We start from the raw sequence: 17,889 nt of genomic DNA, 5'->3' as shown, positions 1-17,889 counted from the left end.
TCCTAGGCGCAGCCGCGCCGGGAAATGCCTCCCTCGAGCAATAACCCTTTTTGCTCCCTTTCAGGTACTTTCGAACATATGAGGGCCGCACTGGTGCGTACCGTCGTACGTCTGCTGATCGTGCCGTTCGCCGCCGTACTGGCGGTGCTGCTGGCCGGTGCGCCGGGCGCGCACGCGGCCACCGACGTCTCCCAGGTCGCCCGGGAACTGCGGGAGAACCCCGTCTACGTCGATCCGGCCGCCTCCGGGCAGCTCGCGGAATCGGACGCCGAGGCGCTCGCCGACAAGATCAAGGACGCGGACAAGCCCGTCTTCGTGGCGGTCCTCCCGGCCGGCTACCCCACGCAGGACCTCTTCCGGAACCTGCGAACCCAGACCGGCATTACCGGCCTGTACGGCATCCACCTCGGCGACCGGTTCGACGCCCGCGCCGACAGCTCCGTGATGAGCAGGCAGGCGGTGTCCAACCTGGTCACGGCGGTACAGGACGCGGGTGACACCAAGGCCCAGCTGAACGACTTCGTCGACGACGCCCTGCGCAACGTGGGCGGTTCGGCGCCGAGCAGCTGGAGCGACGGCTCGGGCACGGACGTGCCGGTCGGCGGCCTGGTCACCATCGGAGCCCTGGTCGCGGCAGGCGGCGCGGGCGCCTATGCCGTGGTCCGCCGCAACCGGCGCCGCCACGAGGAGGAGCAGCGGGCCGCGCTGGAGAAGCTGCGGGTGGTCGTCGACGAGGACATCACCGCGTTCGGCGAGGAACTCGACCGGCTCGACTTCCACCCCGGGGAGCCGGGCGCCGACGACGCCATGCGCACCGACTACGAGCGTGCCCTGGACTCCTACGAACAGGCCAAGTCCCTCATGGCGGCCGCGACGAAACCGGAGGATGTCCGGGCCGTCACCCAGGCCGTGGAGGACGGCCGGTTCTCCCTGGCCCGGCTCGCGGCCCGCCGCGAAGGCGGGGCCCTGCCGGAGCGCCGCCCACCGTGCTTCTTCGACCCGCGCCACGGCCCCTCCGTCGCCGACGCCACCTGGACGCCCCCGGGCGGCGCAGCCCGCGAGGTCCCGGTCTGCGCGGCCGACGAGCGGCGCCTCGCCGAGGGCCGCGACCCGGAGATCCGCGAGGTCGACACCGACTACGGCCGCCGCCCCTACTGGGAGGCCGGACCGGCGTACGGCCCCTGGGCGGGCGGCTACTTCGGCGGCGGCCTCCTGCCCGGCCTCCTCGTCGGCACCATGCTCGGCAGCATGATGGCCGGACCCGCCTACGCGGCCGACTACGGCTCCGGCTACGGCGACTTCGGCGGCTACGAGGGCGGCGACGTCTCCGGCGCGGACTTCGACACCGGTGACTTCGGGGGCGGCTTCGGAGGCGGGGACTTCGGCGGCGGGGGAGACTTCGGTGGCGGAGGGGACTTCGGGGGCGGGTTCTGAGCGGGCCCGGCTCGGTACGAGCGACTGCGAGCCGATCGCTCCGACGCCGGGTGCAGAGCCCCGGGGATGAGGCGCGAGGGCGCGCCCTGCCGCTTGAGCTCAGGGCCGTATCGTCTCCTGTCCGACGGTCCGCTCCCGCTTGCGGGCCGCCACCCCGGCGGCCGCGAAGGCCGGCGCCACGAGACCCGCGCTGACCCACACCGGCGCCCGGTACCCGACCCCTGCTCCGATCACGCCCCTCCGGCCCAAGAGCCCACCGCGGTCAACAGCTGTCCTGCTTCCGCCCTACCGTGGTGCCATGACCAGTTCCGAGGACGCCGGCCCCCTGTCCTTCGAGGACGCGACCGACCTGGACTCCTGGCTCTGCGCCCACCCGGCGCCGTATCCCGGCCTCTGGGTCAGGATCGCGAAGAAGGGCTCGGGCATCCCCTCCGTGAGTGCCGCCGAGGTCAACGACCTGGCCTTGTGCCACGGGTGGATCACCGGGCAGCGCAAGGGGCTCGACGAGGCGTACTACCTGCAGCGGATCACGCCGAGGCGTCCGGGCAGTCTCTGGTCGCTGGTCAACGTCCGGCGGGTCGAGGAGCTGACCGCCGCCGGGCGGATGCGGCCCGGCGGGCTCGCGCAGGTGACGGCCGCGCGAGCGGACGGCCGGTGGGAGGCGGCGTACGCGTCGCAGAAGGAGGCCGGGGTTCCCGAGGACCTGGCGGCGGCGCTGGAGGGGAGCCCCCGGGCCGCCGCGGCGTTCGCGGCCCTCGGGCGGACGGACCGGTACCTGGCGATGCTCGGCGTCCTGCGGGCCAGGACGGAGCGGAGCCGGGCCGCGCAGGTGACGGCGGTGGTGCGGAAACTGGAGTCGGCGGGCCCGGACGGCTGAACCCCCGCCAGGCCGGACGGGCCCGGCACCCTCGGTGCCGGACCCGAAGCCGCGTGGCGAGGAGGCGACGCCGCCGAAGCGGGCTGCCGGGCCCCGAAGCCGCGTGTCAGAGGGTCGACGCCGCCGAGGCGATGGCGGAGGCGAAGGTCGAGACCTCCGTGTAGACGCCGGGAGCCTCGGGCCGGGCGCAGCCCTCACCCCAGCTCACGATGCCGACCTGGATGAAGTTGCCGGCGTTGTCCTTGCGGAACATCGGGCCGCCGGAGTCACCCTGGCAGGTGTCGACACCGCCCGCGTCGAATCCGGCACAGATCTCCTCGTTCGCCACGAGGCCGCTGTAGAGGCCGCCGTAGGCCTTGCACGCGGCGTCGCTGACGAACGGCACGGTCGCCTTGAGGAGGTAGCGCTGCTGGGAACCGCCCTCGCGGTTCGCGCCCCAGCCGGCGACGGTGAAGTCACCGGTGTTGTACTGCGTCGTGGTGGCGATCTTCAGGGTCGGCAGATTGATGGGCTGGGCGAGCTTGATGAGCGCCCAGTCCTTGCCGGTGCCGTTGTAGCCGGGAGCACGCAGCACCTTGGTGGAGCGGACCTGGATCCGGCCCGTGGTGGACTGCAGGTCGACGACCCCCGCGGTGGCGGTGATGCCGGTGTTGTTGCCGGAACTGCCGACGCAGTGCGCGGCCGTGAGCACGATCTGCTGGGTGTAGAGCGCGCCGCCGCAGCCCATGGAGAGCCGGACCATGAACGGGAATTCGCCCTGTGCGGCCCGGGTCCCGCCGACGACGGGCGACGGGGCGGCCTGTGCGGCGGAGACGGGCTGGAGACTGGCGATCGCGAGCGCGGCGGCGCCGAGGACCGCGCATCTCTTCAGGGCGGTGAGGAGTCTCTTCAACGTGATGCCTTCCGTGGGGGGTTGACTGGGGAGGTGCAACCGAAGCATCAGATTGACGAGTGCATGACAGCAGCGTGGGCAAAAAGAACGTCCATGTGCTGGCATGGACTGGTCAAAATAGTGCTGCTGGATTATCTGAACGCCGGGACTCTTCGCACAAGGGGCGGGAACCGGCCAGACCGGCCCGGCGGCGCTTCACCGGGCCGGCCCCACAGGGCTCACGCGTTCCTGATGGCCGAGATGTCGAAGTTCAGCCTGATCTTGTCGGAGACCAGGACGCCGCCGGTCTCCAGCGCGGCGTTCCAGGTCAGGCCCCACTCGGAGCGCAGGATCTCCGCCTTGCCCTCGAAGCCGACGCGCTCGTTGCCGAACGGGTCCTTCGCGGCGCCGTTGAACTCGAGGTCGATGGCGAGCGGGCGGGTGGTGCCGAGGATCGTCAGGTCGCCGGTGATCCGGTAGTCGTCACCGCCCAGGGCCTCCACGCCGGTGGAACGGAAGGTCATGGCCGGGAACTCGTCCGTCTTGAAGAAGTCCGCGCTCTTCAGGTGGCCGTCCCGGTCGGCGTTGCCCGTCTCGATGCTGTCCATCACCACGTCGAGGGAGGCCGTGGAGCGCGACGGATCGGTGCCGTCGAGGCGGAGCGTGCCGGTGAAGTCCTGGAAGCTGCCCTTGACGTTCGTGACCATGGCGTGCCGGGCGGTGAAGCCGATCGTCGAGTGCGCGGGGTCGATCGTGTAGTCGCCGGTCAGGGCGGCCAGCTCCGGGTTCACGGCGGTCGTGGCGGTGGCGGTGCGGGTGTCGGTACGGCTGAAGATGCTCATGGTGTACGCCTCCTGTGCGTGATGTTGAATGTTTAACTACTCCAACGCGACCCACCGTAGACCTATTCCGTTCAATGTTCAACATCTTTTGGGGAGCTCTTCGCCGGGTATCTGCCGCGCGCCTCTCGTTCCACCGCTTGGCGCAATCCCACGGCCCTCGAGGGTGGCCCCGCCGTGTGTGGTGCACGGCGGCCCGGCCCCGGGCGGCCCACGGGCCGAGTGCCCGTCGAGGCCGGAGCGCCTGGCCTGCGGCCGGCGCCCGGTGCGGTGGCGGCGTCCGGCGAGACGGGGTTCCGTGTCAAGGGAGCACAGGGAGACAGACGAGACCACGGCGGACGCCCAGCGCAGGGGAGAGCGACACGTGACACTCACCGGCTCCGGCTCGGCCTACGACCCGCCGGCGGATCCCGCTCCGCGCCGCTCCACGGCCCCCGTACCCGCCCGCGTTCACCAGTACGGGCCTCCGCGACGGCTCGACCGGCCCGTGGCCCTGGTGACCGGCGCGTCCTCCGGTATCGGAGCGGCCACGGCCCGGCGTTTCGCGATGGACGGCTGGCACGTGCTCCTCAGCGGCCGCGACCGGCGCCGCCTGGAGCAGACGGCGTCCGGAACGTCGGCCGTCGTGCTGCCCGCCGACCTCGCCGCGCCGGAGGGGCCACGTCTGCTGGCCCAGTCCGCGCTGCACGCCACCGGCCGGATCGACGTCCTGGTCGCCGGGGCGGGCATGGGCTGGGCGGGCTCCTTCGCCGCCATGCCGCACACCGACATCGACCGGGTGCTGACCCTCGACCTCAACGCCACGCTGCACCTCGTCCGTGAGGTGCTGCCCTCCATGATCGCCGCCGGGCGGGGCCGCGTGGTGCTGCTCGGTTCCGTCGCGGGGTGCGTGGGTCTGCGGGAAGAGGCGGTCTACTCCGCCGCCAAGGCGGGCCTCGCCGCCTTCGCCGAGGCGCTGCGCCAGGAACTGCGCGGCACGGGCGTGGGCGTCACCTTCGTCGTGCCCGGAGCCGTCGACACGGCCTTCCGCACCCGCCGCGGCAGGTCCCCCGACGGCACCCGCACCGGTCTCCTCTCGCCGGGCTGTGTGGCCGGCACGATCCGGGAGGCCGTCCGGCAGAACCGCGACGAGGCCTACGTCCCCACCTGGCTGGCCGTCCCGGGCCGCGTCCGCGGCCTCGCCCCGGGCCTCTATCGCCGCCTGCTGAACCGCTTCGGCTGAGCGCCGGACTCGTGGACGGGGGCTCTCCAGCCGCTTCCCGAGCGGCGTCGTCGGGTCCGTTCCGCTGCCACTCCGAGCGACGGGCTCCGGGCTCGCGACGCCTCCTGCCGAGAGGCTTCGGGCCCGACGCGCCGGTGAGCGGTGTGGCGGGCGGGGGCGCCGGGGGCCCTTCCCCCGTTCCGGTCACCCCGGCCACATCCATCGTTCAGGTGACCGGCTCCCCGTGGTAGGGCATGGGCATGACTCCCCAGCGTCGCGTCTTCCCCCGCCGTACGGCCGTGGCCACCGCCCTCCTCCGGCCCGGCCGCCGCGCCCTGCTGCTGGCGGCCGCAGCCCTCGCGGCGACCGGGGGCGCGGCGACCGTGCGCGGGGGCACCGACCTGCCCGGTGACCCGTACGACACCCTCCGCCGCCGCTGGCTCGGCATCTCCCTCGGCACCGGCTACGACCCGGCCGCCGAACCCTACGCGGCCCGGCTCGCGGAGACCGGCGCACTCGCCCGCGACCTGCACGCGAGCATGGCGCCGACGGCGCGTTCCCTCTGGCCCGGTCACCCCTTCGACCCCCCGGCCGGCATCACCCTCGGCTACGCCCGCCTGTGGACCATGACGCAGGCCTACGTCCAGCAGGGCACCGGCTCGACCGCGGACCCCGGCCTCCTCGCCGGCATCCTGCGCGGCCTCGACCACCTCTCCGCCACCGTCTACAACCCCTCCACCACCCGCTACGGAAACTGGTGGGAGTGGCAGATCGGCAGCCCCCGCCTGCTCACCGACATCACGGCCGCCCTGTACGAGGAGTTGGGGGAGGCCCGCGTCGGAGCCGCCTGCGCCGCCGTCGACCACTTCGTCCCCGCCGCCGCCCTCCGTGACTACAGCGGCACCTCCACCGGTGCCAACCGCGTCGACCTGTGCCGCTCGGTCGCCCTGCGCGGCGTCCTCGGCCGCGACCCCGCCAAGATCGCCCTCGCCCGGGACGCGCTCTCCCCGGTGTTCCCCTACGCCACCCGGGGCGACGGCCTCCACGCAGACGGCTCCTTCCTCCAGCACACCTGGGTCGCCTACTCGGGCACGTACGGCCAGGTCGTGCTCGACGGACTCGGCCGGCTCCTCGCGCTGCTCGCGGGATCCGAATGGGAGGTCACCGACCCGAACCGGAGCATCGTCCTCGACAGCGTCGAGCGGGCCTACGTGCCGCTCCTCCACGACGGACTGGTCATGGACAGCGTCAGCGGCCGGGCCATCAGCCGCGGTCACCTCACCGCCGACGACCGCAAGATCCTGCGCAGCGACCATTACCACGGCCACCGGCTCATCGCCGCCATCGCCCTCCTCTCGGCCGGCGCGAGCCCGGCGGAACGGGACCGCTGGCACGCCCGTATCAAGGGCTGGATCGAACGGGACACCGTGAGCCCGATCCTGACGGCGCCCCAGTTCGGTGTCGCCGACCTGGCCCGGCTGCGCACCATCGCCGCCTCACCCGTCCCGGCCGCGCCCGAACCCGCCGGGCACCGGCTCTTCCCCGCCATGGACCGTGCCGTCCACCGCGGCCCCGGCTTCACCGTGAACATCGCCATGGCCAGCGACCGCATCGCGCACTACGAGTGCGGCAACGGTGAGAACCCCCGCGGCTGGCACACCGGCGCGGGCATGGTCGCCTGGTGGTCCGGCGCGAGCGACCAGTACACCGACTGGTTCTGGCCGACCGTCGACTGGTACCGGCTGCCCGGCACCACCGTCTCCACCCAGCGGCTCGCCGACCGCGAAGGCGGCGAGTGGGGTGCGGCCCGCCCGGACGCCCGCTGGGTCGGCGGCACCACCGACGGCACGTACGCGGTCCTCGGCCAGCACCTCAAGGGCCTCGGCTCCACGCTTCAGGCCCGCAAGTCCTGGGTCTGCGTCGCGGACGCGGTGATCTGCCTGGGCGCCGGGATCACGTGCGCCGACGGCGTCCCGGTCGAGACGATCGTCGACAACCGCAACCTCGGCGCGTCCGGCACCCAGCGCTTCGTCACAGGCCCGCACTGGGCCCACCTGGAGGGCCACGGCGGCTGGCTCCTGCCCGGTCACGAGCCGAAGGCGCTGCGCGAGGACCGTACCGGCGCCTGGTCCGACATCAACACCGGCGGCACGCGGGAGCGGCGAACCCGCCGCTGGCAGACCCTCTGGCTCGACCACGGCACCGACCCCGAGGACGCCACGTACGCCTACGTCCTCATGCCCGGGGCCTCCCGCCGGGCGGTCGCGCGCCGGGCCGCCGACCGCCACTGGATGTCGGTGCTCGCCAACGACCGCGGCCGCCAGGCCGTCACCGTGCCCGCCCTCGGCTGCACGGCCGCGAACTTCTGGGAGGCCGGCACCGCCGGCCCCCTCACCGCATCCGCCGCCGCGAGTGTGCTGACCGTCGTCCGGGGCCGCACGGCTACCCTCTGTGTGAGCGAACCGCCCCGCACCGGCGAGCCACTGGAGATCGCCTGGGACCGCCCGGTCCGACGGGTCGGCCGGGTGGACGAGACCGTCGAGGTGCTGTCCGCCGACCGTGCGCTGCGTCTGCGTGTCACTCCGGGGACGGTATGCGCCACCCATGTGTGTGAGCTGACTCTCGCCTGACCGCTTTGTGCGACCCCTACAAGCGACACGCCCTCTGAGCAGTCAGAAAGGGTCAACCCCGTCAGAGTTCTGTTCAGGGGTACCAGGAAAACACGCCGGAGACTGTGAGGAGTCGACGGCCCGCATTCCTCGGTTGACTTCGTAAGGTCACTACATGACCGTTTTGGATGAGGCGCCGGGTGAGCCGACCGACGCGCGCGGACGCGTGGCCGAACTGCACGAGATCCGTGCGCAGGCGGTGGCCGGACCGAGCGAGAAGGCGACCAGCGCGCAGCACGCCAAGGGCAAGCTGACCGCGCGGGAGCGCATCGAACTCCTCCTCGACCCGGACTCCTTCCGGGAGGTCGAGCAGCTGCGCCGCCACCGGGCCACGGGCTTCGGCCTGGAGGCCAAGAAGCCCTACACCGACGGTGTGATCACCGGCTGGGGCACGGTGGAGGGCCGCACGGTCTTCGTCTACGCGCACGACTTCCGCATCTTCGGCGGCGCCCTGGGCGAGGCCCACGCCACGAAGATCCACAAGATCATGGACATGGCCATCGCGGCCGGTGCCCCGCTGGTCTCGCTGAACGACGGTGCCGGTGCCCGCATCCAGGAGGGCGTCTCGGCGCTCGCCGGGTACGGCGGCATCTTCCAGCGCAACACCAAGGCCTCGGGCGTGATCCCGCAGATCTCGGTGATGCTCGGCCCGTGCGCCGGCGGCGCGGCCTACAGCCCTGCCCTGACCGACTTCGTCTTCATGGTCCGCGAGACCTCGCAGATGTTCATCACCGGCCCGGACGTCGTCAAGGCGGTCACCGGCGAGGAGATCACGCAGAACGGCCTGGGCGGCGCCGACGTCCACGCCGAGACCTCCGGCGTGTGCCACTTCGCCTACGACGACGAAGAGACCTGCATCGCCGAGGTCCGCTACCTCCTGTCGCTGCTGCCGCAGAACAACCGCGAGAACCCGCCCCGCCACGAGTCCTCGGACGCGGCCGACCGCCGCTCGGACGTCCTGCTGGACCTGGTCCCGGCGGACGGCAACCGGCCGTACGACATGGCCAAGGTCATCGAGGAGATCGTCGACGACGGCGACTACCTGGAGGTCCACGAGCGCTGGGCCCGCAACATCATCTGCGCCCTGGGCCGGATGGACGGCCAGGTCGTCGGCATCGTCGCCAACCAGCCCCAGGCGCTGGCGGGCGTGCTGGACATCGAGGCCTCCGAGAAGGCGGCCCGCTTCGTTCAGATGTGCGACGCGTTCAACATCCCGATCATCACTCTTCTGGACGTCCCCGGCTTCCTCCCGGGCGTCGACCAGGAGCACGGTGGCATCATCCGCCACGGCGCGAAGCTCCTCTACGCCTACTGCAACGCGACCGTGCCCAGGATCTCCCTGATCCTGCGGAAGGCCTACGGAGGTGCGTACATCGTCATGGACAGCCAGTCCATCGGTGCCGACCTCACCTACGCCTGGCCGACGAACGAGATCGCCGTCATGGGCGCGGAGGGTGCGGCCAACGTCATCTTCCGCCGCCAGATCGCCGACGCCGAGGACCCCGAGGCCATGCGGGCCCGCATGGTCAAGGAGTACAAGTCCGAGCTGATGCACCCCTACTACGCGGCCGAACGCGGCCTGGTCGACGACGTCATCGACCCCGCCGAGACCCGCGAGGTGCTGATCAAGTCCCTCGCCATGCTCCAGACCAAGCACGCGGACCTGCCGTCCCGCAAGCACGGCAACCCGCCGCAGTAACCCGGCGGACATCTTCCTCACGGAGACTGACACCCATGGAATCGCCTGACATCCGCGTCGAGAAGGGCCACGCCGAGCCCGAGGAAGTCGCCGCCATCACGGCCATCCTCCTGGCCCGCGCCGCCGCCCGCCCCACCGACCCGACCCCGGCCCACCGCGGCCGCATCAAGGCCGGCTGGCGCCGCCTGGAACGCGAGCCGGGCTTCAGGGCCCCGCACAGCTGGCGCTGAGCACAGAACCAGAAAGCAGGCCCCTCATAGAGGGGCCTGCTTTTTTTGGGGGCGCGGGGCTGTATCGATATGCGGCTCCGCCGCGTGGCGCGACAAGCCCCACACCACCCGCACCCGGCAACGCAACAGCCCCCGGAAGCCCGAAGGCCACCGGGGGCTGTCCCACAGCAACGAAGAACTACCGCAGTCGAGCCATCAACGCGTGCTCGACCAGCGTGATCAGCGCAGACTTCGCATCGGCCCGGTGCCGCGCGTCCGTCGTGATGATCGGGGTGTCTGGCCCGATCTGCAGCGCCTCCCGGACCTCGTCCGGCGTGTACGGCTGCTGTCCGTCGAAGCCGTTCAGCGCGATGACGAAGGGCAGGCCGCTGTTCTCGAAGTAGTCGACGGCGGGGAAGCAGTCGGCGAGCCTCCTCGTGTCGACCAGCACGATCGCGCCGATGGCGCCGCGCACCAGGTCGTCCCACATGAACCAGAAGCGGTCCTGGCCCGGCGTACCGAACAGGTACAGGATCAGGTCCTGGTCCAGGGTGATACGGCCGAAGTCCATGGCCACCGTGGTGGTGGTCTTGTCCCCGGTGTGGGTGAGGTCGTCGATGCCCGCCGAAGCGGACGTCATGACGGCCTCGGTGCGCAGCGGGTTGATCTCCGAGACGGCACCCACGAACGTGGTCTTGCCCACGCCGAAGCCGCCAGCCACCACGATCTTCGCGGACGTGGTGGAGCGGGAAGGCCCTCCGCTAGAGCTTGCGAAGTCCACTGAGCACCCTTTCGAGCAGTGTCACGTCTGGCTGGCCGCCGGCGTTCTCGTCGCCGCCGGGCTGATGGATGGCGACCAGTCCCGCCTCCGCCAAGTCGGCGACGAGGATCCTGGCCACGCCGAGAGGGATCGTGAGGAGCGCCGAGATCTCGGCGACCGACTTGATTTCCCGGCAGAGGTTGCAGATCCGCTGATGCTCGGGCAACTGGCCCTGCATCTGGTGCGGCTGCGCAGTGGTGTGCACCAGCGCCTCGATGGCGAGCTGGTAGCGGGGGCGGGTCCGGCCGCCGGTCATGGCGTACGGACGCACCAGGGGGTTGTTCGACGCCCCGGCGGGCGCCGGCTCGGGGGTGCGGCGCTGCGGCTGCACAGGCTGGATACGCGGGGCCGGCGGCTGGTCGTACGGCGACGGGCCGGGGCCCTGCGGCGCGTACGGCTGCCGGTGGCTCGGTGCGGAGGGGAAGTTGTAACGGTTCGGGCTCTGACCACCGTCGCCCTGGCCCTGGGCAGGGCCGTACGACCAGTTGCCCGAAGACGAACCGCCTGGGGGTGTTGCCACTTTCTCCTCCTCCGACTGTGCCTGGCACCCATCGCTGTGGAGCCGCGTCCCGAAACCTTACGGCCCCGGGACGCCAAAACGCACCGTCCGTCTACTAGTTGAGCAGGCTCCCCTGGAGCTCTGCACGAAGGTCCGGTGTCAGGACCGTACCGGCTCGGTCCACCAGCAGCGCCATCTCGTACCCGATGAGGCCGATGTCCGCCTCCGGATGAGCGAGCACGGCCAGCGACGAGCCGTCGGATACGGACATGATGAAGAGGAAACCCCGCTCCATCTCCACAACCGTCTGGTTCACCGCGCCTCCCTCGAAGATCCGGGAGGCGCCTGCCGTCAGAGACGTCAGACCGGAGGCGACGGCCGCGAGCTGGTCGGCGCGGTCGCGGGGAAAGCCTTCGGACATCGCCAGAAGGAGTCCGTCGGCGGAGACCACCACCGTGTGGGACACCCCCGGGGTGTTGTCCACGAAGTTGGTGATCAACCAGTTCAGGTTCTGTGCCGCCTGGCTCATCGGGCTCACACTAACGCTCCTGGTTGTAGGTGCTGTCAGGACCGAAGCCCTGGCCGTTCGTTTCACTGCCTGCGCTGCGTCCGCGCTGGACGCCCCGACGCAGGTTGCTCAGCCTGCCCCGGACGTCCTCCGGGGCGCGGGAGACCTGTGGGCCTCCCTGGGGGGTGCTCTCGGCGGCACCCTCGATCAGGTTGGCCTTGGGTACCCGCCTCGGCAGGCCGGAGGAGGTGACCCCGCCCGCCTTGGGCTTCCGGAGCTGCGAGGCCTGCTGCCACCGCTCGTCGTTGGCCGAGCGCCAGTTGTCGCCGTTGCTCTCCGGAGCGGAGGCCGGCGGCTCCTGGCTCACGTGCCGTGCGCCACCCGTACCGTTCGCACCGCTCGCGGCGGGTCCACGGCGGGGAAGCCCGGCGTCGGTCATCGTGTGAGCGGCGGAGGGGCTCGATCCCGGACGGTCGAAGCCTACGCGGTCCTGCTCACTTGCGTCAGCGGCCTGCGCAGATTCCGTTTCCTGGGCCTGAGAAGGGTACTGGTTCGGATAGCCGTTCTGGTAACCGTCCTGCTGGGGCCAGTCGTCCTGGTGACGCCGCTGCTCGAACGCGGCGAAACCGCCCGCTTGGCCCGCACCCTGCCCCGAGGGCTCCTCCTGGGCCGGCTCCGCATAGGAGGGCTCCGGGTAGCCGCCGTTCGGCGAGAAGGTGTCGTTCTGCGGCGCGCTGCCGTTCGGCGCGTAGTACTGCTCGTCGTAAGCAGAGCGCTGCGGCTCCTCGTACGCCGTGTGCCGCTGCTCGTCGTACGACTGCTGCTGCTGCTCGTACGGCGCCTGGCGGTCGTACGCGGACGGCTGCTGCTCCGGGTAGCCGCTCTGGCCGGTGTCGTAGGCCTGCGGGGCGTCGTAGCCCTGCTGCTGTCCGTTGTACTCGTCTCGGTAGCCGGTCGCCTGGCCGGAATCCTGGCTGCTCTGGCCGGGCAGCGCGGGCTGCTCGTGCGACTGGGACTCCAGGGCCGCCCGGCGCTCCTCGCGCATCAGGGAGCGGCCGACGGGGTCCAGCTCCCGTATGTCGTCGGGGACGTCGGAGTAGCGGCTGTCGTCGAAGCCGAGTTCCGCGGCCGTGCGCATGGGCTGCTGGTTGAAGTTCTCGCCGCCGCCGCCGAAGTTCTGCTCCGGGATGATCTGCGAGACGGTGAACTCGTCGCGGTCCGCGTGCTGCTCGCCGCCGCCACCGTGGGTGATCGCGTCCGGCAGCATGACCAGCGAGGTGGTGCCGGCCTGCTCGCCCGAGGGGCGCAGCTGGACACGGATGCCGTGCCGGTCGGACAGCCGGCCGACCACGAACAGACCCATGCGCTGCGAGATCGCGGCGTCGACGGTCGGCGGGTTGGCCAGCTTGTGGTTGATGTCCGCGAAGTCCTCGGCGGTGAGGCCGATGCCCTTGTCGTGGATCTCGATCATGACGCGGCCGTCGGGAAGACGGGTCGCGGTCACGCGGACCTTGGTCTGCGGCGAGGAGAACGTCGTCGCGTTCTCCAGCAGCTCGGCGAGCAGGTGCACGAGGTCGGTCACGGCGCGGCCGTGGATCTCGGCCTCCGGGACGCCGGAGAGCTCGATGCGCTCGTACTGCTCCACCTCGGAGGAGGCGGCGCGCAGCACGTCGACCAGCGGCACCGGCTGGTCCCAGCGGCGGCCGGGCTCCTCGCCGGCGAGGACGAGGAGGTTCTCGCCGTTGCGGCGCATACGGGTCGCGAGGTGGTCCAGGCGGAAGAGGTTCTCCAGCTGGTCCGGGTCGGCCTCGTTGTTCTCCAGGTCGGTGATCAGGGTCAGCTGGCCCTCGATCAGCGACTGGTTGCGGCGCGAGAGGTTGGTGAAGATCGCGTTGATGTTGCCCCGCAGCAGGGCCTGCTCGGCGGCGAGCCGGACGGCCTCGCGGTGGACCTGGTCGAAGGCCCGGGCGACCTCGCCGATCTCGTCCGTGGTGGCGATCGGGATGGGCGCCACGCGGGTGTCGACCCGGCCCGGGTCGGTGCGCGAGAGCTGGTCGACCAGCATCGGCAGACGCTGCTCGGCGATGCCGAAGGCGGCGTTGCGCAGCTGGCGCATCGAGCGGCTCATCTGGCGGGCGACCGCGCCGGCCAGGATGAAGGCCAGCAGCAGGGCGACCACGACGGCGGCACCGGTGATGTAGGCGTCACGCTGGGCGTCGCTGGCGATGTCGGAGGCCTCGCTCACCGCGCGGTCGGCGAGCTCGGTCTCGATCTTGTCGTACGCGTTGTACTTCAGGGTCGTGACGGCCCACCAGTTCTGCGCGGTGATGCCTCGCTGGGCGAGGGCGGCACGCTCGCTCGGGTCCGTGGAGGGCAGCGACGCGATCCTGGCCACCATCGTGGTGGGGCTGGCGGGCGGCGGTACGTAGTCCGGGTCCTTGGCCTTGGCCTCGGCGGCCATCCGCGCGCCGTCGGCCTTGATCTGCTTCTCCGCGGCCGTCAGCTTGGCGAAGTCCGCCTCGGTGCCGCCGCTCTCGTACTCCTGGATGGCGATGCGCTCCAGGTAGGCGTACGAGGACAGAGCGATGCGCTGGCTGGCCAGGTTGCCGCCGTCCGGGCCGGGCTTGATCAGGATGTGCATGCCGATCGAGCGCTGGAGGGAGAGTGCGCCCTTGGTCAGCGAGATGGCGTAGACGGTACGGCCGTAGCTGGTGATGTTGCCGGTGCCCAGGCCCAGTTCGTTGGCGAACTCCAGCAGCCTGTGCTCGACCTCGACGTAGCCCTCTTCGGTCTGCACGCCCTTGAGCTGGCTGGTGTAGGCGGCCGCTCGCAGCTGCGCCAGCTCCGGCTCCGCCTCACGGAAGCGATCCAGGCGCCGCTGGAGGCCCGGCCGGTCGGGCATGTTCTTGACGGCCTCGTCGAAGGCGTCCGCCGCCTTGTCGGTGTTCGCACGGGCCTTGACGACCGTCGGGTCCTTCGCGCCCTTGCCCTGCAGCAGGGGCGCGGCGGTCACGTCACGTTCGGTGAGCAGCTCGTTGCCGTAGGCCAGGGCGGCGCGGACCAGGCGCGCGGTGTTCTCCGCGTCCTCGGCCTCCTGCCAGGTGTCGATCGAGCTCTTCACCTGGAAGCCGCCCATGACGAGGCCGACCACCACGGGTATGAGCAGGATCGCGTTCAGCCTGGTCGCCACACGCCAGTTGCGCGGGGAGAGACGGCCGCCGCTCTCGGCGGGCGCGGCCGTCGGTTCCGAACCGGGCACGGGGGCGGGCGCCGCTGTGCGCGGCGGCGGGGTGAAGTTGCCCCGGGCCGACGGCTCGGGACTGTTCTTGCTTCGCCTCACTCGACCAACAACCTCTCGGCGGTCGGCACCAACGTTGTGCCGCAGTGTTCAGAGCCCAAGACGCCAGCGACGGACGAGGGCGTCATTGACTATTGGGCAGTTCAGGCATTCCAGCACGACGACCAGCGCTCTTCCAAACAGTCCGAGGCGGGGAATCGGTGGGATGTAAGCCCCAGATAAAACGGTCATAAAGAGCGAGCCCCGCCAAAAGGCGGGGCGATTGTGCGCGCAGCGAGACCGGATGTGCGCGACGCGTGGCCGTACCACCCGATTCCTCTGCCGAAACGTTATGAACACCGTGGCCGACCGTGTCAAAGGACACAGTCGGCTCCGGTGTATCTACGACAACTGCCGTATTGCGCTTCTGAATTGGGTGCTACCTCAGCCGTGCCATCAGCGCGTGCTCGACCAGCGTGATCAGGGCACTCTTCGCATCGGCCCGGTGCCGGGCGTCCGTCGTGATGATCGGGGTGTCCGGTCCGATCTGGAGCGCTTCCCGGACCTCTTCGGGCTGGTAGGGCTGCTGTCCGTCGAAGCCGTTGAGCGCGACGACGAAGGGCAGGCCGCTGTTCTCGAAGTAGTCGACGGCCGGGAAGCAGTCGGCCAGGCGCCGGGTGTCCACGAGCACCACCGCGCCGATGGCGCCGCGCACCAGGTCGTCCCACATGAACCAGAAGCGGTCCTGGCCCGGCGTACCGAACAGGTACAGGATCAGGTCCTGGTCCAGGGTGATGCGGCCGAAGTCCATGGCCACCGTGGTGGTGGTCTTGTCCCCGGTGTGGGTGAGGTCGTCGATGCCCGCCGAAGCGGACGTCATGACGGCCTCGGTGCGCAGCGGGTTGATCTCCGAGACGGCACCCACGAACGTGGTCTTGCCCACGCCGAAGCCACCGGCCACCACTATCTTCGCGGAGGTGGTGGACCGTCCCGCGTCAGAGCTTGCGAAGTCCACTGAGCACCCTTTCGAGCAGTGTCACGTCCGGCGCGCCGGTGGCGTCGTCGCCGCCCGGCTGGTGGATCGCGACGAGACCGGCCTCGGCGAGGTCCGCGACCAGGATCCGGGCCACGCCCAGCGGCATGTTGAGCAGTGCGGACACCTCGGCCACCGACTTGACCTCACGGCACAGGTGGCAGATCCGCTGGTGCTCCGGGAGCAGTCCCATGAGCGCGGCGGGGTCCGCGGTCGTACTGATGAGTGCCTCGATCGCCAGCTGGTAGCGCGGCCGGGTCCGGCCGCCGGTCATGGCGTAAGGCCGGACCAGCGGCTGGTCGCCCTCGTCCTCGTACGGCTCCGCGTACGGATCATGAGAGGCGGTGGGCGGGGTCATGGGTCCTCCGGGCGGGACAGCAAGTCGGTCAGCAAGCCGTCTGACGGGGCCTGTGTGGGGTGTGTGGCAGCCGGACGGTGATGTGGTGAGACGGGGTGGTGCCGGGGCCGATCAGTGGAGCAGACTGCCTTGGAGCTCAGCCCTGAGGTCGGGCGTGAGGACCGCGCCCGCGCGGTCGACCAGGAGCGCCATCTCGTAGCCGACGAGGCCGATGTCGCACTCGGGGTGGGCGAGTACCGCGAGGGACGAGCCGTCCGAGACGGACATGAGGAAGAGGAATCCCCGCTCCATCTCCACGACCGTCTGCGCCACCTCACCACCCTCGAAGATCCGGGAAGCGCCTGCCGTCAGGGACGTCAGACCCGAGGCGACGGCCGCGAGCTGGTCGGCGCGGTCGCGCGGAAAGCCCTCCGACAGCGCCAGGAGGAGACCGTCGGCGGACACGACGACGGTGTGGGACACCCCGGGGGTGTTGTCCACGAAGTTGGTGATCAACCAGTTGAGATTCTGTGCCGCCTGGCTCATCGGACTCAACTAACGCTCCTGCTGGTGAGTGGGCCGTGGGTGGCTGCCGGTCTGGGTGGACCCGGCCTGACGACCCTGTGCGATTCCCCGACGGAGATTGGTCAGCCGGCCGCGCACGTCATCGGGCGCACGCGAGACCTGAGGACCGCTCTGGTGGGTTTGCTGCTGCGCCGTACCCGGGACGAGGTTGGCCCGGGGCACCCGGCGCGGCAGGCCGGAGGTGGTGACACCACCCGCGGCGGGCTGACGGACTCGCTCGGCCTGGCGGACGAGGTCGTCGTTCGGCGAGGTGCGCCAGCCGGCGGGGGCGGACCGCTGTGGGCCGGTGGGTCCCTGCGGTTGCTGCGATTGCTGCGGGGCGGCAGGGGCGGAGCCGTTGTTCTGCGGCTGCTGCTGCTCCTGCTGGCCGTGGAACCAGTTGGTTTCCAGCGTGTCGTACAGCGGCGTGCGACCGTCGCCAGGGCCGGGCGCCGGCGGCAGGGCCTCGGGCTCCTGCCGGACCGGCCGGGCCTGCGGGGCGGGCGGACGCGGGGCACCGAAGTCGGCCTGACCCGGCAGGGTGGGCCGCCCGGAGCCGTTGTCCTGGCGGGGCGCGGGGTACTGGCCGGTGGAGCCGTTGTCCTGACGCGGGGCCGGGTACTGGTTGCCGTTGTCCTGGCGGGGCGCGGCGTACTGGCCGGTGGAGCCGTTGTCCTGACGCGGGGCCGGGTACTGGCTGCCGTTGTCCTGGCGGGGCGCGGGGTACTGACCCGTCGAGCCGTTGTCGTAGGACTGCGGCGCCGGGTACTGGTCCGACGCGGACGAGCTGTCGTGGCGACCACCGGGTGTGCCGAAGACGTCCGGGCGGACGAACTGGCCCTGGCCCTGCGAGGTGTTCGCGCCGGGGCCGAACGGGTCCGCCTGCTGGGGAGCTCCGAAGTCACTCGGCGACCCGAAGCCCTGCCGGTCGTCGTCCCGCGGCACGGCCGGCATCTGTGCCGTCGCGCCGACGCCCTGCCGCGTTGGAGAGTGCCCGGGCCTCCATGGCCCAGTAATTCGCCATGGCACGCGGGGTTGCCCGGCCCTTGGCA

The 17,889-nt window shown here is 71.2% G+C and carries 16 protein-coding genes and 1 pseudogene; 6 read left to right on the top strand and 11 right to left on the bottom strand.

From position 1 onward, the window contains the following. The first annotated feature begins 78 nt into the window (after positions 1–78). Positions 79–1,434 carry a hypothetical protein gene (locus AB0F04_RS26520; protein WP_362045251.1) on the top strand — a complete coding sequence of 452 codons (1,356 nt, stop codon included), beginning with the start codon at positions 79–81 and terminating at the stop codon, positions 1,432–1,434. 99 nt (positions 1,435–1,533) lie between these two features. On the opposite strand, the gene AB0F04_RS26515 is transcribed toward AB0F04_RS26520, so the two are convergent. Then, positions 1,534–1,668, bottom strand: coding sequence for a hypothetical protein (locus AB0F04_RS26515; protein WP_362045248.1), 135 nt, complete (start codon positions 1,666–1,668; stop codon positions 1,534–1,536). A gap of 64 nt (positions 1,669–1,732) precedes the next feature. Between AB0F04_RS26515 and AB0F04_RS26510 the strand changes: the two genes are divergently transcribed. Next, positions 1,733–2,311, top strand: coding sequence for a YdeI/OmpD-associated family protein (locus AB0F04_RS26510; protein WP_362045245.1), 579 nt, complete (start codon positions 1,733–1,735; stop codon positions 2,309–2,311). 106 nt (positions 2,312–2,417) lie between these two features. Here the strand turns inward: AB0F04_RS26510 and AB0F04_RS26505 are convergent, their stop codons facing one another. Continuing rightward, entirely contained in the window at positions 2,418–3,203 is a 786-nt protein-coding gene (locus AB0F04_RS26505; protein ID WP_362045242.1) for a serine protease, read from the bottom strand. 218 nt (positions 3,204–3,421) lie between these two features. Next, positions 3,422–4,024 (bottom strand): YceI family protein, encoded by a 603-nt coding sequence (locus AB0F04_RS26500; RefSeq protein WP_362045239.1) that lies wholly within the window; start codon positions 4,022–4,024, stop codon positions 3,422–3,424. Positions 4,025–4,385: 361 nt separating this feature from the next. Between AB0F04_RS26500 and AB0F04_RS26495 the strand changes: the two genes are divergently transcribed. The 4 genes from AB0F04_RS26495 (at position 4,386) to AB0F04_RS26480 (ending at position 9,820) form a co-directional block, all read left to right on the top strand. Continuing rightward, positions 4,386–5,243, top strand: coding sequence for an SDR family NAD(P)-dependent oxidoreductase (locus AB0F04_RS26495; protein WP_362045236.1), 858 nt, complete (start codon positions 4,386–4,388; stop codon positions 5,241–5,243). A 239-nt stretch (positions 5,244–5,482) separates the two neighbouring features. Continuing rightward, positions 5,483–7,852, top strand: coding sequence for a polysaccharide lyase 8 family protein (locus tag AB0F04_RS26490; protein ID WP_362045233.1), 2,370 nt, complete (start codon positions 5,483–5,485; stop codon positions 7,850–7,852). Between the two features lie 154 nt (positions 7,853–8,006). Further along, the gene (locus AB0F04_RS26485; protein WP_362045231.1) at positions 8,007–9,590 is read left to right on the top strand and encodes an acyl-CoA carboxylase subunit beta; all 1,584 of its coding nucleotides are present in this window, start codon (positions 8,007–8,009) and stop codon (positions 9,588–9,590) included. A 35-nt stretch (positions 9,591–9,625) separates the two neighbouring features. After that, positions 9,626–9,820 (top strand): acyl-CoA carboxylase subunit epsilon, encoded by a 195-nt coding sequence (locus AB0F04_RS26480; RefSeq protein ID WP_030851540.1) that lies wholly within the window; start codon positions 9,626–9,628, stop codon positions 9,818–9,820. Between the two features lie 178 nt (positions 9,821–9,998). On the opposite strand, the gene AB0F04_RS26475 is transcribed toward AB0F04_RS26480, so the two are convergent. The 8 genes and pseudogenes from AB0F04_RS26475 to AB0F04_RS26440 form a co-directional block, all read right to left on the bottom strand. After that, positions 9,999–10,580 carry an ATP/GTP-binding protein gene (locus AB0F04_RS26475; RefSeq protein WP_014675207.1) on the bottom strand — a complete coding sequence of 194 codons (582 nt, stop codon included), beginning with the start codon at positions 10,578–10,580 and terminating at the stop codon, positions 9,999–10,001. Next, on the bottom strand, positions 10,561–11,139 hold the full coding sequence (locus tag AB0F04_RS26470) for a DUF742 domain-containing protein (protein ID WP_362045228.1): 579 nt from the start codon (positions 11,137–11,139) through the stop codon (positions 10,561–10,563). The genes AB0F04_RS26475 and AB0F04_RS26470 overlap by 20 nt, the downstream gene beginning before the upstream one ends. A gap of 94 nt (positions 11,140–11,233) precedes the next feature. After that, a complete protein-coding gene (locus tag AB0F04_RS26465) occupies positions 11,234–11,647 on the bottom strand; it encodes a roadblock/LC7 domain-containing protein (protein WP_003993185.1) in 414 nt (137 codons plus the stop codon). A 10-nt stretch (positions 11,648–11,657) separates the two neighbouring features. After that, positions 11,658–14,966: a nitrate- and nitrite sensing domain-containing protein gene (locus AB0F04_RS26460; RefSeq protein ID WP_362045225.1), complete on the bottom strand. Its 3,309-nt coding sequence runs from the start codon at positions 14,964–14,966 to the stop codon at positions 11,658–11,660. Between the two features lie 376 nt (positions 14,967–15,342). Continuing rightward, the gene (locus tag AB0F04_RS26455; RefSeq protein ID WP_104781463.1) at positions 15,343–15,918 is read right to left on the bottom strand and encodes an ATP/GTP-binding protein; all 576 of its coding nucleotides are present in this window, start codon (positions 15,916–15,918) and stop codon (positions 15,343–15,345) included. Next, positions 15,899–16,294 carry a DUF742 domain-containing protein gene (locus tag AB0F04_RS26450; RefSeq protein WP_030851927.1) on the bottom strand — a complete coding sequence of 132 codons (396 nt, stop codon included), beginning with the start codon at positions 16,292–16,294 and terminating at the stop codon, positions 15,899–15,901. Before AB0F04_RS26450 ends, AB0F04_RS26455 begins: the two co-directional genes overlap by 20 nt. 111 nt (positions 16,295–16,405) lie before the next feature. Continuing rightward, on the bottom strand, positions 16,406–16,819 hold the full coding sequence (locus AB0F04_RS26445) for a roadblock/LC7 domain-containing protein (RefSeq protein ID WP_031138073.1): 414 nt from the start codon (positions 16,817–16,819) through the stop codon (positions 16,406–16,408). 9 nt (positions 16,820–16,828) lie between these two features. After that, positions 16,829–17,889, bottom strand: a pseudogene (locus tag AB0F04_RS26440) (hypothetical protein); the annotation flags it as partial.

Origin of the sequence: Streptomyces sp. NPDC029041, from assembly GCF_040637515.1 — a bacterium.
In the GTDB taxonomy this organism is placed as follows: Bacteria; Actinomycetota; Actinomycetes; order Streptomycetales; family Streptomycetaceae; genus Streptomyces.
Note: the sequence above shows the minus strand (reverse complement) of the source record. Positions and strands in the feature narration are given on the sequence as shown.

Coding starts and splice junctions, on each gene's coding strand:
- AB0F04_RS26485 (WP_362045231.1), top strand. CDS start 8,007: ATGACCGTTTTGGATGAGGCGCCGGGTGAGCCGACCGACGCGCGCGGA.
- AB0F04_RS26445 (WP_031138073.1), bottom strand. CDS start 16,819: ATGAGCCAGGCGGCACAGAATCTCAACTGGTTGATCACCAACTTCGTG.
- AB0F04_RS26510 (WP_362045245.1), top strand. CDS start 1,733: ATGACCAGTTCCGAGGACGCCGGCCCCCTGTCCTTCGAGGACGCGACC.
- AB0F04_RS26450 (WP_030851927.1), bottom strand. CDS start 16,294: ATGACCCCGCCCACCGCCTCTCATGATCCGTACGCGGAGCCGTACGAG.
- AB0F04_RS26480 (WP_030851540.1), top strand. CDS start 9,626: ATGGAATCGCCTGACATCCGCGTCGAGAAGGGCCACGCCGAGCCCGAG.
- AB0F04_RS26520 (WP_362045251.1), top strand. CDS start 79: ATGAGGGCCGCACTGGTGCGTACCGTCGTACGTCTGCTGATCGTGCCG.
- AB0F04_RS26465 (WP_003993185.1), bottom strand. CDS start 11,647: ATGAGCCAGGCGGCACAGAACCTGAACTGGTTGATCACCAACTTCGTG.
- AB0F04_RS26490 (WP_362045233.1), top strand. CDS start 5,483: ATGACTCCCCAGCGTCGCGTCTTCCCCCGCCGTACGGCCGTGGCCACC.
- AB0F04_RS26500 (WP_362045239.1), bottom strand. CDS start 4,024: ATGAGCATCTTCAGCCGTACCGACACCCGCACCGCCACCGCCACGACC.